This is a genomic window from Fulvimarina uroteuthidis (assembly GCF_034321785.1).
GTDB classification, from domain to species: Bacteria; Pseudomonadota; Alphaproteobacteria; order Rhizobiales; family Rhizobiaceae; genus Fulvimarina; species Fulvimarina uroteuthidis.
Window position 1 is genome coordinate 1 of record NZ_JAXLPB010000002.1, and the last position, 14,618, is coordinate 14,618.

Below are 14,618 nucleotides of genomic sequence, written 5' to 3' on the forward strand. Positions count from 1 at the left end.
GCGCCAGGCCGCGCGCACGAAGACGGTGCTCGGCGCCAGCGATCTGCCGGTCATGCCCTCCGACACGCATATCGTGCCGGTGCTCGTCGGCGATCCGGACCTTTGCAAGCGCGCCTCCGATCATCTCCTGGCCGTCCACGGCATCTACATCCAGCCGATCAACTACCCGACCGTGCCCCGCGGCACCGAGCGGCTCCGCATCACGCCGACCCCCCTCCACGACGACACCCTCGTCGAGCACCTGAAGATCGCCCTCGTCGAAACCTGGCAAACCCTCGGAATCGCGTTCGCCTCCGAGACGCAGGCCGCGCGACTGGCCGCCGAGTAACACCGCGCCACCCGGCGCCTTGGATTCATCCGGGAATTTTCCGGGCGGATTCGTCCGGGCGCCCGCGCGGGTCCGCTCGGCCTTGCGACATCGGAACCAAACGATGATGGTCCGTGTTTAGTGCCTGAAGGTTACCCTAACCAATCAGGAGACGTTTCATGTTGCCTTTTCGTCATCTCATTCTGGCCGCTGTCATTCCCCTCTCCACCCTCGGCCTTGCGGCGTGCGGCGATTCGGATGAAGCGGCCGAAACCGAGGTCGAAACCGAGGTCGAGACCGTCGAGCCCGCAACGGACAGCGCCGTGACGACCGATCCGGCGGATACGTCGACCGACAGCAACATGGCGACGGATGTCGGAAGCGGTGACGGCGCAACGAGCGGCGCAGGCTCCACCAATCCGGGCGTCGAGACCGACGGCGGCGAGAGCGATCCGATCACGGGGACGACGCAGCCTGCCAACTAAGGGTCGTTTTTCGATCCTCGACATTGCGGCGGCGGGAGCATTGCGCTCCCGCCGCCTTTTTTTCGACAGCCGTCGCTGCGGATATTTTCAACCCGGTCGCCTCTTCGTCGATATCGTGCCCCCCTAGCGCACGCGTCCCGCGACACAGGTGCGATGATGTGATGTTTGCGGCGGAACGCGCCCCTTCGGGACGGAAGCGGCGCAAGGCGGTGTTCGCCGCAACCCTGTCGCCGGCCTCGGCACGCCTACAGCGCGTTTGGGACAGGAGCCGGCACCTGTCGGCGTCGGTGGCTTCGCCGTTCGAGCCAGTAGAGGACGAGCCCGGAGACGATGACGATCACCATGCCGATCCAGCGGATGCGATCCGGCAGATCGCCGAAGAACAGGTAGCCCGCGATGATCGCAAAGATCAGTTCCGCATAGTTGAACGGCGCCAGAACCGCCGCGGGCGCGCGCGCGTATGCTTCCAAGGTGAGGAGGTGGGCGAGCGTTCCGACGACGCCGACACCGAGGACCAACCAGAAGGCGCGCCCCTCGCTCGGCCAGGAGAACGCCAGGATGCCGATATCGAAGGGCATGGCGAGCACCATGATCACGGCCACCGTGACTGCGCCGCCGGTGCCGGCATGAAACATCATCGCCAGCGGGTCGGTCCCGCGCGAGGCGAACCGGCTCAGAATGATATAGAGCGATACCAGGAAGGCGGTCGCGAGCGGCAGAAGCGAAGCGAGCCCGAAGATGGCATAGCTCGGCCGGACGATGACCAGCGCGCCGACGAGACCGATCAAGATGGCCAGGATGCGCTTCCAGCCGATCGGCTCCTTCAGGATCGGCACCGCCAGAAGGACCTGCAGCATCGGGGCGATCATGAAGATCGCGACCGCATCGGCGAGCGGCATGAAGCCGAGGGCCGCGAAGAACAGGATGCCGCCGACGCCGAGCAGCGCGCCGCGCAGGAGGTTCAACCCGAGTTGCGGGGTGCGGAAGCCGCCGACGCCCCGTCTCCAAAGAAGGAAGGGCACCATCCAGAGCGCCTGTTGCACGAGGCGCACCAGCGCGACTTCGGCGCCCGACATGCCATGGTTGGTGATCAGCACCTTTCCGCCCGCGTCGAGCACCGGAAAGATCGCTCCGGCCATCAAGAGGATGGCGATCCCGCGAAGGCTGCGGGCGGACAGGTCGGAGGGGGATGCAGGGCTCATGTCCGGATCATTGCCACGAACCACCTGTGCGGGCCAGTGGCCCCGGGCACCGGTTCCGACTGAGGATCCGTTGCGTTTCCATGGTAGGACATGCCGCAACCAACGATCCGCCGTTTCGAAAGGGCTTTCGCGTTCCCATGCCGACATCCGACCTGACCGTCCTCATCGATGCCGACGCCTGTCCGGTGAAGGACGAGGCCATCGATATCGCCATCCGGTACGGGGCGCGTGCCCTGCTCGTCTCGAACGGCGGCATGCGTCCCTCACGCTTTCCCGAGGCCGAGATCGTCACGGTCTCGGCGGGGCCCGATGCTGCCGACGACTGGATCGTCGAGGCCTGCACGGCACGTTGCCTCGTGATCACCACCGATATACCGCTGGCCGCCCGCGCGCTCGAACGCGGTGCCCAGGCGCTTCGCCCGACGGGCCGGGCGTTCACGCAGGAAACGATCGGCGAGGCGCTGGCCATGCGCGCCTTTTCCCAGCATCTGAGGGAAACGGGGGAATCCAAGGGCTACAATGCCGCCTTCACCGGCGCGGATCGCTCCCGCTTCATGGGGACAATGGATCGCCTGATGCGCCGGCTGGCACAGGCCTGAAAAACCGTTCGGCCTGACGCCACCTCTGGACAGGCCGCGACCGAGGCGCCCGCAGGCAGAGGGCCCGCCGGCTTTCCGCAAGGGAAGGCAGATATACAACAGTCGCCTCATCTTCGTAAGACCGGCCGTTGACGTCCGTCCTGTGTCGGCATAGCCTTTGGGTACAGTCGTATGGCTGCAGCCTTTCGAGGCGTTTCCTCCCTAGACTTCAAAACCGCGCTGGTGTCCAGTTGCGGTTTCTTTTTGTCCGGAGGCCCTACTCTCTTTCATCATGATCCGGGACCGGTCCCAAGAACAGACCATGTCTCGGCCGATCGGGAAGCGTGTCTTCGGCGCACCGATGCGTGATGGCCGAGCCGTGATGCCTCTATTCGGCTGCGATGGAGTGCGGATAGGTCTCGCGGATCTTGTGGGCGACCCAGCCGAACACCGACCGCAGATCCGCCTCCAGCCTCGGAAAATCCTCGCTTTGCCTGAAATGCGCCTCGTCCGCATAAAGCGCGCGCGAGATTTCCACCTGAAGCGCATGTTCGCCGATCGCCGGCTTGCCGTAGCGCTCGGTGATGTAGCCGCCCGCATAAGGCTTGTTGCGCATCACGTCGTAACCCTCGCGCGAAAAGCCGGACGTCACGAACGAGACGAGCCGTGCGGCGGCGCTGGTGCCGTAGCGATCGCCGATGATGATGTCCGGGCGCCGGCCGCCCGGCGCCGGGCGCACGCTCGAGGGCATGGAATGGCAGTCGATGAGGATCGCCATGCCGTGGATGCGCTTGGTTTCGGCGATCAGGCCGGAGATCGCGGCATGAAAGCTGTGATGATAGGTGTCGATCCGCGCAAGTCCCTCCTCCACCGTGATCTTGTCGCGATAGATCTCCGTGTTTTCGGCGACGATCTTCGGGATCGTGCCGAGCCCGCCTGCAACGCGGACCGAATGGGAATTGACGTAGAGCGGCAGTTCGCCTTCGAACATGGCCGGGTCGAGTTCGTAGGGTTCGCGATTGACGTCGAGAAAGGCACGCGGAAAGCGGGCCGAAATCAGCGGCGCGCCGATCGTCTCGACGAACCGGTAGAGTTCCTCGACATACAGGTCTTCCGAGCGGCGGATCGCATCGGTCGGCAGGCGGGAGCGGTCGAGGAACGAGGCCGGATAGTCGCGGCCGCCATGGGGCGAGCAGAAGATCAGCGGCGTCGTGCACGCCGCAGGTCTCCGAATGACGAATGCCGGCTTGTCTCCCTCATGGGTTCGGATGGTCGGAACGCTGTGCACATACGCCTCTTCACGCTTGTCGGCCTGTCGTCGTCGGTGGCAGTCGGACGAGCGCGGGCCCGTGCCCCGCGCCGACCCGTTGCGGAGCTTGTGTGAAAATAGCGTCTTAACCCTAGAGTTCCAATCTCTTTAGGTTTTGCCGCGGCGTTCTGTTATAAAGGTCTCTCCATGACAAGGCACGCTTTCGAGAGCTGCCCGCTTCAGCAACCTGGACAATGACGATGACGAAAATTCTGCTGGCGGAAGACGATAACGACATGCGCCGTTTTCTGGCCAAGGCGCTCGAGCGCGCCGGCTACGAGGTGATCTCGTTCGACAATGGCGGGAGCGCTTACGAACGCCTGCGCGAGGAGCCGTTCTCGCTTCTCCTGACCGACATCGTGATGCCGGAAATGGACGGAATCGAACTGGCGCGTCGCGCCACCGAGCTCGACCCCGACCTCAAGGTCATGTTCATCACCGGGTTCGCGGCGGTTGCGCTCAATCCCGATTCGAAGGCGCCGAAAGACGCCAAGATCCTGTCCAAGCCGTTCCATCTGCGCGAGCTGGTGGACGAGGTCGGCCGCATGCTCGAAGACGCCGCCTGAAGCCTCCGGGGCGGAAGGACGCCGGTCTTCGCACCGTCGTCCGCGAGGAACCGAAAAATCCTCCAGCCCCTATTGACCGGCGGCTAGGCCTATGGTCTACCGCGATCCGTCGGATGGGCGTGTAGCTCAGCGGGAGAGCACTTCGTTGACATCGAAGGGGTCACAGGTTCAATCCCTGTCACGCCCACCATCCGAACCTCCCAAAAACGAAAGCCGCGTGCGGCCCGTTGCATGATCGCAGCTGCCATCGCGTCCGGACAGGACGGCAGGATGACCGTGAGGCGATCGCGGCTCGATCCGCGCGGCGGACATGTCGCCTGTCCGGAGCGGACGATGGCGACCGCGTCAGACCGAATTGCATGACATTCGCCGCCCGGGCCTTCGGACGGGCACGGGACATCGTGCCGCCGCGGCCCCCCGTTTCAGCGCCGAGCCGGTGCGGCCGGCGCGACCCGTTCACGGGCTGTGCGGATGATTCGGGCAGCCGGAACCTTTTTGCGTCAAGGCTGGCGGCTTGCGATCACCACGCGCGTCCGTCCATTTCGCACATGGCCCTGGTTCGAACACGGCCCTTGCGACGCGGCCGCGCAACGCGCTTGGATTCCCGGTGCCGGTGGCTTGCCGCAGGCTCGGACGCCGTCCCATCTTGCCCGGACGCGGAGAATCGGCCCGAAGATCGGAGTCGCGTTCCGGAAGGCTCGATGCGTGAAAGCAAGGATTTAGCGTGAGCATCCTTGCGTCCGAATCCACGCAAGGACGCGCTACAGCCTCAGGCGACAACTCAGCATGGCCTCAGACTGTGGGCTTCTTGATCGGCGCGCCGGGTCGATCGAAACACCGGAACCGATTTTTTCGTCCGGCGCGCTAGCCGGCCGGCCGGCCGAGGATCTCCCGCAGCTTCTCACGGCCTGCCTCCTCGAGCGGCTCCATGCCATCGGTTCGGTAGGCCTCGGCGAGAAGTTCGTCCGACCGTTTCTCGATGCTGCCGCGCAAGTGCGGGAAGAAATCGACGCGCGACAGGCCGGCCGGGATCGGCTCGAGGAAATCGGCCCGGATCGTGCCCGGCCAGCGGCGCACGTCCTTTCGCGGCCAGTAGAGGCCGGAATTGAGCGCTACGGGAACGACCGGCATGGCGAGCGTCTCGTAGAGCCGGTAGATGCCCTGCCGGTAATCGGGCGCGGCGCCCGGCCGGCATCTCGTACCCTCGGGGAAGATCACGATCTGGCGGCCCTGGCCCGCGGCGATCGTCGCGTTCTCGAGCATGGAGGCGATGGCGCCGCCGCGCTTGGCCCGGTCGATCGGGATCATTCCGAGCTTGCGCGCATAGCGCCCGAAGACGGGAATGCGCATCAGCTCCTGCTTCAGGATGAAGGTCGGACGATCCAGATGGGGCACCAGCGCGATGATGTCCCAGAAGGACTGGTGCTTGGAGGCGATGATCGAGGGACGGGTCGGCACATGTTCGAGCCCGGTGACGACCGAACGCGTTCCGGCGACATGGCGCAGGAGCCACAGGCTCATGCGGCACCAGCCGTTGACGATGCGCCAGTTCATCTTTTCGGACAGCAGCGAGGTGAGCACCAGGGCGAAGCTCAGCCAGATGGCGAAGTTCACGTAGAACAGGACTTGAAACGCGATCGAACGCAGCATCAGCATGGGAAGACCTTTCGGCGGCGGCGCGGCTTCATGCCGGGCCCACCCGTCGGGCTCTTCGAAACCCCATTGCTTCGCGAAGGTCAACCGCGAAGCTCCGCGGCCCGCGCCGAGGCAGGGCATGAAAGCGCGACGGGAACCCGTGGCGTCGGCGCGCCGCGGCTCCGGTCAGCCGGCCGGTTCGGCGTTCGCCGTGGAGACGATCGGCTCGGCTCCGACGATCGCGGCGCGAATGCGGGCGGCCATCAGCTTGGCATATTCGGTGACGAGCACTTCCAGCCCGCGCCGGGTGGGTACGATGTCGTCCCGCCACAGATCGTCGAGACGAACGGCGACGGGGGTGATGCGCTTCAGGTCGCCCATGCGGTCGAATTCGATCAGGGAACGCGACATGTGATAGTCGCTCGTCACCAGGATGAGGTCGTCGAACCCGTGCTCGTCGGCCCATCGCAGCGCCTCGACGGCGTTGCCGACCGTATCGAGCGCCGCCATGTCGATATCGACGCAGCATGCGAACCATCTGGGATCGGTGTTGGTGGTCCTGGCGATGGCGCCGGCGCTCGTGTCCTTGTTGACGCCGCTGATGAGAAGCCGCTTGCCGTGCCCTGCCTTCAGAAGCGCGAGCGCGCGCTCGATACGGTTCGCGCCGCCCGTCAGGACGACGATCGCGTCGGCCTGCGGAACGTCGGCGATACGCGAGGCTTCCGCGGTCGATTCGGCAAAGCGCAGGAACCCGCCGGCGATGAACCCGCCGACGACGAGCAAGAGGAGGCACAAAAAGGCCAGACGCCGCTTGCGTCCCGCCGGGCGCGGCGCCGTCGACCGCTGCCCGTCCGGCGCGCGACCGTTTCGCTCGTTCCAGCTTCCGCCGGTCATGAAGTCCTCATCGGCATCAGGTTCCCAGCCACCATCGGCTTCGCTCGTGGTTTTATCAATAAGCATGCAGGCTGATGCCGGACCTGCCTCTTGATAAGAATGTTCAACTCGGCTTCAGGTTTCCACCGGCGACAACATGTCGATCAGGGACAATTGTTTCAGCACGGTGAAACGCGATGTGAGCCCCGTGACGAGACCGACAAAGGCGATCAGAAGCGCGACGCCCAGATAGCCGGTCCAGCCGATCGCGAACGATCCGAACAGGGCGGAGATCTGGTCGGCTTCCGGACGCGCCCGGTTGCTGGCCGTCCAGAGCCCCATGATCCAGAACAGGCAGACCGCGCACGCGCCGCCGCTGAGCGCGCCCAGAAGCCCGATCCGCAGGAAGTGCCTCTGGAACTGTTCGGCGATGAACTCCGAGCGCGCCCCGACGAAGTGCAGCACCTCGACGATCTGCTTGTTGCCGGCCATCGCGCCCCGCGTGGCGAAGACCACCGTCAGCGCGGTCGCGACGAGCACCAGGACGAGGACGCCGGTGCCGGTCAGGATCATCGCGTTCGCCATGGAGACGAGGCGCGAGACCCAGGCGCGGTGGTCGTCCAGTTCGGCCTGCGGAACCTTGTCTTCGAGCTCCTGTCGAAGCGCATCGAAATCCGGCGGCGCCTCCCCGTCGATCGCGATGATCACGAGGCGGGGAACCGGCAGTTCGCCAAGTTCCAGTCCGGCGCCGAGCCAGGGCTCGAGAAGCCGCGAGGTCGCGGCGTCGGTTAGCCGCGCGGCGCTGGTCACGCCGGGCGTGCGGCCGGCGATCTCCTCGACGGCTGCGAGCGCGGCGTCCATGTCGAGATCGTCCCGCGGAATGATCTGGACCGTGATTTCGCTGGCGATGTCGTTCTGCCATTCGCTCGCCGTTTCCGACACGAGCGTGACCGCGCCGACCGTGAGGCTGGCAAGGAACGTCATGATCGCGACCGTGATGACCAGCGCGCGGCCCGCAACGTTTCCCGGCGGCACGATCGGTGTCGGACGCACGGCCCTGCGGTGCTCGATCATCGTGCGGACACGGTCGAGGGTCGGCTGGAAGCGCGACAACAGGTCAGTCCTCGATTGCAAGTCGCCCCTCCCCCAGAACGAGTCGGCGTGCGCCGATCTGGTCCATCAGGCCGAAATCATGGGTCGCGATCACCACCGCCGTGCCCGTGCGGTTGAGCTCCAGGAACAGACGCAGGAGCCGCCGCGCCATGGGCGGATCGACATTGCCGGTCGGCTCGTCGGCCAGAAGGATGTCCGGCTGGTCGATCAGCGCGCGCGCGATCGCCGCACGCTGCTTCTCGCCGCCGGACATGGTGACGGGAAACGCGTTCATCCGTTCGCCGAGCCCGACCCATTCGATGAGATCGGTCACGTCCTGCCGATAGCTCGCTTCCGTGCGCCCGCGCACGCGAAGCGGCAGCGCGACGTTCTCGAACGTCGTCAGATGGTCGAGCAGGCGGAAATCCTGGAAGACGACGCCGATGCGGCGGCGAATGGACGGCAGGTCCTTGCGCGACAAGGTCGCGACGTCTCTGCCGAGCACGGTGATGGCGCCGCGTGTCGGACGCAGCGCCAGGAACAGCATGCGCAGGAGGCTGGTCTTGCCTGCGCCGGAGGGCCCGGTGAGAAACTGGAACGACTGCTTGCGAATCTCGAAATTGAGATCGCTTAGGATCTCGTGCCCCGCATCGTACCGCAAACCGACATTGTCGAACTTGATCACCGCTAGGCCGCTTTCTTCTTCTCTCGCTCGATCGGCGCGATCGCGCGCTCTTCGACCCTGCCGAAGAAAGCGGCGAAACTCCGACGCCCCCGTCCGGGCGATCCGCCCTTCGGACGCCGGGCGCCCGGAACCCCGGCGCCTGACACCAGCCGGGCCGCGCCGCGCAAGGTCCGCCCCGGCCTCGAATGTCGCGCACGCACCCTGCGCGAGGCTCGCGCGAGCTTTCGATGCTTGATATATCGCCGCGATCGAGAACCGCCGGAGCCCGCGTGACGAACATGAGCGAACGGAAAGACTTCGTCCCCCGTGCGCCGCGCGAGCGGCATGGGACGAGGCGGCGCAAACCGCTCGTCATCGACGGCAGTGCGCGGCGGCTCGACGAGAGCAGGTCCCGCCTCGGCGCACAGGGCGCCCACGGCCCGGCCCACTTCCCCGCGGCGCGGCGCGGTCCGGACGCCCCATCGGCTTTCTCGCCCCCCTCGCCCAATCCGTCGCGGCCGCAATCGGTCTCGTTCTTCGGACGGCGCGCTGAACCCGAAGTCGATCTCCTGCGCCATGGCGAGGCCCGCACGGATCAGCGCCGGGACTGGGACCGGGAGCCCGCACCGCCCCCCTCGAACATGCCGATCAAGATCGGAATGGTGGCGGGGCTCATCGTCGGCGCGCTCTTCATCCTGCCGGGCCTGTTCGGCCTTGCGAGCGGCCCCCAGACGCCGACGATCGTCGCGCCCGCGAGCGAGGTCGCCCTCGGCCAGGGCCTCGGCGTGTCGAGCATCACGGCGAACCTCGTCGACCGGGACGGCGCGTCCGTCCTGATGCTCGGCGCAACGCTTTCGAACGCCTCGTCCCGCCCGGCCATCGTCCCCCCGCTCGACATCGTCCTGACCGACGCGGCGGGCGGGCGCATCGTACGGCGCATCGAGATCCTGCGACAATCACTCGACGCCGGCGAAATCGTCGGCTTTTCGTCTTCCGTCATCGTTCCCGTTCCCGTTCCGGCTGCAAAGCGTTACGACCTTTCAATCGAAGCAAGAAAAACGGAAACGAACCGATGATCATCCATGGCAGGCACGTCCAGGAACTCTTCAGCGCCGATGCGATCGCCGCCGAGGTCGAGCGCATCGCCGAGGAGATCGCGGCGCATACGCCGGGCGACAATGCCAATCTGATGCTGGTCTCGGTGCTGAAGGGCGCCTTCGTCTTCACGGCCGACCTGATGCGCGCGCTCCACCGGGTGGGGATCGCCCCGGAGGTGGAGTTCATCTCCCTGTCGAGCTACGGCGCCGGCACGAGCGGCGGCGAGGTGCGGCTGTTTCGCGATATCGAGCGCCCGGTCGACGGCCGGGACGTGATTCTCGTCGAGGATATTCTGGAAAGCGGGCGAACGGTGGATGTCGCGCGCAAGCTGATGCTGGAGCGCGGGGCTCGATCGGTGCGCGTGGCGGTGCTCCTCGACAAGCCCGGACACCGCAAGGTCGCGATCGAGGCCGACCATGTCGGCTTCGTCTGTCCCGATAAGTTCGTCGTCGGCTACGGGCTTGACGCCGCCTATCGCTTCCGAGAACTGCCCTTCGTCGGCTACCTGACCGAGGACTAATGCGCGCAGGGACTGTGCACGCCCTCGCAGGGCCCGCCGCCTTCCGCAAGGAATTTCAAACGCTTGCTTTCGATGACTTGACTGTGGAAAAGCTGTTGGTGCACAGACGCTTGCCACCCAAATCCAGCCTCGGGACTGTTTCAGGTGGAAGTTTCGATTTCGGTGGCACGTTGAGGCTCTCCAAAACGTGAAAGCTGGACCCTCTGCGGACCAGTTCTCAAGGGCCGGCCGGCAATTCTACTGTCGGTCGCCGCAGTCGGCGAAAGCGTCTTGCCAGATGACGGGATGAGGAGACGGGACCATGGCGAATATTCTGGTGGCCGAGGACGAACAGGCCGTCCGCCATCTCGTCTCGCGCGCGCTGCGCATGGACGGTCACAGCGTCTGCGAAGCCGATGACGGCGAGGAAGCGCTCGAACTGCTGACCGAGGCGGGCGGTGGCTTCGACCTGATCCTGTCGGACATCCGCATGCCTGCCATGACCGGCATCGAACTGGCGCACGAGGCGGCCCGGCGCTGGCCGCGCATCAGGATCCTCCTCATGACCGGCTATGCCGAGCAGAAGGAAGCGGCCGAGGATCTTGTCGCGATCGTCGAGGATATCCTCGACAAGCCCTTCGCGATCAGCGACGTGCGCAAGCGTGTCTTCGAGATTCTGGCCAGGCCGGCCGGCACGGCGGCCGCCTGCGAGGCCGTCTGCGCCTGACCTGGCCGGCGCGCGAAGCACCAGGTGTCGATCGTTGCGGTTCAGGGACGCGCCGAGCCTGCCGTGCGGCCGCGATGCGGCAACGCCTGACACCGAGAGATCGGGCCTATTGCGGCGGACCTTCGTCGAAACCGGTGAACACGGTGATGTTCTGGTCGCTCGGCACGGCGAAGGCGATGCGGTCGTCGACATAGGAAAAGTTCTGCGCCTCGCCCCCCGCCACGGCCCTGGCCGATGCCCGGCCGAGCTCCGAATAGATGACGTCGTCGCCGCGCAGGATGGCGATGCGAAGCGGCAGTTCGACGGTGCCAGGCGCCGCCGGACCCGGCGCGACGCGCCCCGCGACCTCCACCTTCATCCGCAACTGTCCCGCGACGACGCGGCAGGTGCTCTGCGCGCCGATAATGTTGGCATTGTAGGCCGATTGCTGACCGGCGCGCTTGTCGATGATCCCCGTTCCCTCGCGCACCTCGACCTTGGGGCAATAGGGCGCAGGTTCGCCGAGGCTCGCAAAATCGGTCGCCGCCGCCTGCTGCGGCGCGGGTTCGAGGCTTGCGGCGGTCTCATCGAGCCCGTCGCCCGAGCCCGTCGAGGAGCAGGCCGCCAGGAAAGCAGCCAGAAGCGCGGCGCCGAGCGAGAGATGCGGGGCCCTCGTGGGGCGGGTGAGCTTGGTCGGCGGCTTGCCTTGTATCATCGATCGGTTCTTCCCTTTCCGGTCGGCGAAGGTCTATATCAGGCGATCGGGCCGGACGCGACCTTCGGCCTTCGACATGACAGAGGCTTCGAGCCCCAAAATGACATTGCCATGGCAGATAGCGCCAAACGAGGCGTTTAACTATCGCCGGCACCGGGAGACGATGTGGATTACGTAAGCACAAGGGGTGAGGCACCCCGTCTCGGATTTACCGACACTCTGCTCGCGGGCCTTGCGGCGGACGGCGGCCTCTACGTGCCGACCGCCTGGCCGCAGCTCAGCCAGGAGACGATCCGCGGGTTCCGGGGCGCGCCCTATGGCGAGGTCGCCTTCAAGGTGATGGCCCCCTTCGTCGGCGAGGACATCGCGCCGGAGGATCTGCAGCGCATGATCGACGACGCCTACGCGACATTCCCGCACCCGGCCGTCGCGCCGCTGGTGCAGATCGGCGCCAATCATTTCCTGCTGGAGCTCTTCCACGGCCCGACGCTCGCCTTCAAGGACGTCGCCATGCAGCTGATCGCGCGGCTCATGGACCACGTCCTTGCCGAGCGCGGGCGACGCGCCACCATCGTCGGCGCGACGTCCGGCGACACCGGTGGCGCGGCGATCGCGGCCTTCGCCGGCAGCGAGCGGGCCGATATCTTCATCCTGTTTCCCAAGGGACGGGTCTCACCGGTGCAGCAGCGCCAGATGACGACGTCGGGCGCGTCGAACGTCCATGCGGTCTCGGTCGACGGAACGTTCGACGACTGCCAGGCGCTGGTCAAGGCGATGTTCAACGACCCACGCTTTCGCGAGGATGTCGGACTGTCGGGCGTCAACTCGATCAACTGGGGCCGGATCATGGCCCAGATCGTCTATTATTTCACGGCCGCCGCCAGCCTCGGCTCTCCGGACCGGGACGTGTCGTTCACCGTCCCCACCGGCAATTTCGGCGATATCTTCGCGGGCTTTGCCGCCAAGCGCATGGGCCTTCCGATCGACCGGCTGGTCGTGGCGACCAATTCCAACGACATACTGGAGCGCACGCTGAAGACCGGGCGCTACGAGATGGACGGCGTCGAGGCGACCATGTCGCCCTCGATGGACATTCAGATCTCGTCGAATTTCGAACGGCTGATCTTCGAGGCGTGCGGGCGCGATGCCGAACTCGTCCGCCGGCTGATGGACCTGCTCAAGCAGTCGGGCGCTTTCACCCTCCCCGATGCCGTGATCGACGCGATCCGCCATGAATTCGATGCCGGCCGCACCGACGAGAAGGCGACGGCGGAAACGATCCGGGCGGTTCTCGAAGGTCAGGCCTATCTGCTCGACCCGCACACGGCGGTGGGCGTGCACGTCGCCGAAGCGCTCAAGGCCGTTCCGCCCATGATCACGCTGGCGACCGCCCATCCGGCCAAGTTCCCCGATGCGGTAAAAAAGGCCTGCGGCCGGTCGCCGGAGCTTCCGCCCAGCCATGACGGCCTGATGCAGAAGCGCGAGACGTTCGATACGATCGGCAACGATCTCGGCGAGCTACAGTCCTACATCAAACAGCGGTCACGGGCCGGCAACGGCGCGGAGACCGCATGAATCACAGGATCACGCAGCTCGACAACGGCCTTACTGTCGTCACCGACAAGATGGAGACGCTGGAAAGCGCGGCGCTCGGCTTCTGGGTGAAGAGCGGGGCCCGCGACGAGCGGGAGGGCGAGCATGGCATCGCCCACCTTCTCGAGCACATGGCCTTCAAGGGCACGGACCGGCGCAGCGCCCGCGACATCGCCGAGGAGATCGAGAATGTCGGCGGCGAGCTGAATGCGGGCACGAGCGTCGAATCGACCTCCTACTACGCCCGCGTCCTCAAGGACGACGTGCCTCTGGCGCTCGACATCCTCTCCGATATCCTTCTGAATTCCCGCTTCGACGCCGGCGAGCTCGAACGCGAGCAGCACGTGATCCTGCAGGAGATCGGCGCGGCCGAAGACACGCCCGACGATATCGTGTTCGACCATTTCCAGGAAACCGCGTTCTCCGGCCAGATCGTCGGGCGACCGATCCTCGGCACGCGCGAGAGCGTCAAGAGCTTTGCGCCGGACGATCTGCGCGCCTATCTCGCCCGTCAGTACGGTCCGGACAGGATCGTCGTCTCGGCGTCGGGTGCCGTGGATCACGACGCGATCGTCGAGCAGGTCTCGAAGGTCTTTTCGGGCCGCGACCACGCCATGAAACAGCCGGCCCGCAACGAGCGGATGCCGGCCCGCTACAAGGGCGGCGAGTTTCGCGAGACCCGCGACCTGGCCGACGCCCAGCTGGTTCTCGGATTCGAGGGCCGGCCATACTACAAGCGCGACTTCTACGCCTCGCAGGTCCTGTCCATGGTGCTGGGCGGCGGCATGTCGTCGAGGCTCTTCCAGGAGATCCGTGAGAAGCGCGGCCTGTGCTACTCGATCTACGCCTTCCACTGGAGCTTCTCCGATTCCGGCCTCTTCGGCATCCACGCCGCGACCGGCGAGGAGGAGCTCGAGGAGCTCGGGGCGACCATCGTCGAGGAACTCGGCAAGATGACCAGCCAAATCACCGAGGACGAGGTGAAGCGGGCGCGCGCTCAGATGCGTGCCAGCCTGATGATGGGCCAGGAAAGCCCGGCGGTTCGGGCCGGTCAGATGGCGAGGCAGCTGATGTTCAACGGTGCGATCATCTCCAACGAAGAGCTGATGGACCGGTTGCAGGCGATCGACGCCGCCCGCCTGACCGATCTGGCCGGCCGCCTGTTCATCGACGGCTGCCCGACGCTTGCGGCCATCGGCAAGCTCGACCGCCTCGCCCCCGCCGCTGACCTTGCAATGCCGCTGAAGTCGGACAAGGACGGGCGTCGCGGCATGGTCGGCATGGCCTGACACACCC

16 protein-coding genes and 1 tRNA gene are annotated in these 14,618 nt (G+C 66.0%); 10 read left to right on the plus strand and 7 right to left on the minus strand.

Annotated elements, in window-relative coordinates:
- Both U0C82_RS04980 and U0C82_RS04985 read left to right on the plus strand, forming a co-directional pair.
- Positions 1-328, plus strand: a 328-nt coding sequence (locus U0C82_RS04980) for an aminotransferase class I/II-fold pyridoxal phosphate-dependent enzyme (RefSeq protein ID WP_322185984.1), incomplete at its 5' end; no start/stop codon positions are given.
- A gap of 158 nt (positions 329-486) precedes the next feature.
- Entirely contained in the window at positions 487-792 is a 306-nt protein-coding gene (locus U0C82_RS04985; RefSeq protein WP_322185985.1) for a hypothetical protein, read from the plus strand.
- A 245-nt stretch (positions 793-1,037) separates the two neighbouring features.
- Here U0C82_RS04985 and U0C82_RS04990 read toward each other — a convergent pair whose 3' ends face one another.
- Complete coding sequence (locus U0C82_RS04990) at positions 1,038-1,994, minus strand: DMT family transporter (protein ID WP_322185986.1); 957 nt, start codon at positions 1,992-1,994, stop codon at positions 1,038-1,040.
- Between the two features lie 137 nt (positions 1,995-2,131).
- Between U0C82_RS04990 and U0C82_RS04995 the strand changes: the two genes are divergently transcribed.
- Positions 2,132-2,593 carry a YaiI/YqxD family protein gene (locus U0C82_RS04995; protein WP_322185987.1) on the plus strand — a complete coding sequence of 154 codons (462 nt, stop codon included), beginning with the start codon at positions 2,132-2,134 and terminating at the stop codon, positions 2,591-2,593.
- A gap of 367 nt (positions 2,594-2,960) precedes the next feature.
- Here U0C82_RS04995 and U0C82_RS05000 read toward each other — a convergent pair whose 3' ends face one another.
- Positions 2,961-3,860 (minus strand): N-formylglutamate amidohydrolase, encoded by a 900-nt coding sequence (locus U0C82_RS05000; RefSeq protein ID WP_416186622.1) that lies wholly within the window; start codon positions 3,858-3,860, stop codon positions 2,961-2,963.
- Between the two features lie 221 nt (positions 3,861-4,081).
- Here U0C82_RS05000 and cpdR point away from each other — a divergent pair, with 221 nt between their 5' ends.
- Together cpdR and U0C82_RS05010 are read left to right on the plus strand one after the other, a co-directional pair.
- Positions 4,082-4,447, plus strand: a complete 366-nt coding sequence (cpdR, locus tag U0C82_RS05005) for a cell cycle two-component system response regulator CpdR (RefSeq protein WP_416186623.1) — start codon at positions 4,082-4,084, stop codon at positions 4,445-4,447.
- A 115-nt stretch (positions 4,448-4,562) separates the two neighbouring features.
- Positions 4,563-4,637, plus strand: a tRNA-Val gene (locus U0C82_RS05010).
- 674 nt (positions 4,638-5,311) lie between these two features.
- Here U0C82_RS05010 and U0C82_RS05015 read toward each other — a convergent pair.
- From U0C82_RS05015 to ftsE, 4 genes are all read right to left on the minus strand, one after another.
- Complete coding sequence (locus U0C82_RS05015; RefSeq protein ID WP_322185989.1) at positions 5,312-6,103, minus strand: lysophospholipid acyltransferase family protein; 792 nt, start codon at positions 6,101-6,103, stop codon at positions 5,312-5,314.
- Between the two features lie 165 nt (positions 6,104-6,268).
- Positions 6,269-7,042: a YdcF family protein gene (locus tag U0C82_RS05020; RefSeq protein ID WP_322185990.1), complete on the minus strand. Its 774-nt coding sequence runs from the start codon at positions 7,040-7,042 to the stop codon at positions 6,269-6,271.
- Between the two features lie 48 nt (positions 7,043-7,090).
- The gene (locus tag U0C82_RS05025; protein ID WP_416186646.1) at positions 7,091-8,029 is read right to left on the minus strand and encodes a cell division protein FtsX; all 939 of its coding nucleotides are present in this window, start codon (positions 8,027-8,029) and stop codon (positions 7,091-7,093) included.
- Between the two features lie 43 nt (positions 8,030-8,072).
- Entirely contained in the window at positions 8,073-8,732 is a 660-nt protein-coding gene (ftsE, locus tag U0C82_RS05030; protein WP_322185992.1) for a cell division ATP-binding protein FtsE, read from the minus strand.
- 278 nt (positions 8,733-9,010) lie between these two features.
- Between ftsE and U0C82_RS05035 the strand changes: the two genes are divergently transcribed.
- From U0C82_RS05035 to U0C82_RS05045, 3 genes are all read left to right on the plus strand, one after another.
- Positions 9,011-9,787 carry a hypothetical protein gene (locus tag U0C82_RS05035; RefSeq protein ID WP_322185993.1) on the plus strand — a complete coding sequence of 259 codons (777 nt, stop codon included), beginning with the start codon at positions 9,011-9,013 and terminating at the stop codon, positions 9,785-9,787.
- Positions 9,784-10,329, plus strand: a complete 546-nt coding sequence (hpt, locus tag U0C82_RS05040) for a hypoxanthine phosphoribosyltransferase (RefSeq protein ID WP_322185994.1) — start codon at positions 9,784-9,786, stop codon at positions 10,327-10,329. The genes U0C82_RS05035 and hpt overlap by 4 nt, the downstream gene beginning before the upstream one ends.
- A gap of 301 nt (positions 10,330-10,630) precedes the next feature.
- On the plus strand, positions 10,631-11,035 hold the full coding sequence (locus U0C82_RS05045) for a response regulator (protein WP_322185995.1): 405 nt from the start codon (positions 10,631-10,633) through the stop codon (positions 11,033-11,035).
- A 106-nt stretch (positions 11,036-11,141) separates the two neighbouring features.
- Here the strand turns inward: U0C82_RS05045 and U0C82_RS05050 are convergent, their stop codons facing one another.
- Entirely contained in the window at positions 11,142-11,729 is a 588-nt protein-coding gene (locus tag U0C82_RS05050; protein ID WP_322185996.1) for a hypothetical protein, read from the minus strand.
- 165 nt (positions 11,730-11,894) lie between these two features.
- Between U0C82_RS05050 and thrC the strand changes: the two genes are divergently transcribed.
- Positions 11,895-13,304 (plus strand): threonine synthase, encoded by a 1,410-nt coding sequence (thrC, locus tag U0C82_RS05055; RefSeq protein WP_322185997.1) that lies wholly within the window; start codon positions 11,895-11,897, stop codon positions 13,302-13,304.
- The gene (locus U0C82_RS05060; protein WP_322185998.1) at positions 13,301-14,611 is read left to right on the plus strand and encodes a M16 family metallopeptidase; all 1,311 of its coding nucleotides are present in this window, start codon (positions 13,301-13,303) and stop codon (positions 14,609-14,611) included. Before thrC ends, U0C82_RS05060 begins: the two co-directional genes overlap by 4 nt.
- Positions 14,612-14,618 lie beyond the last annotated feature (7 nt).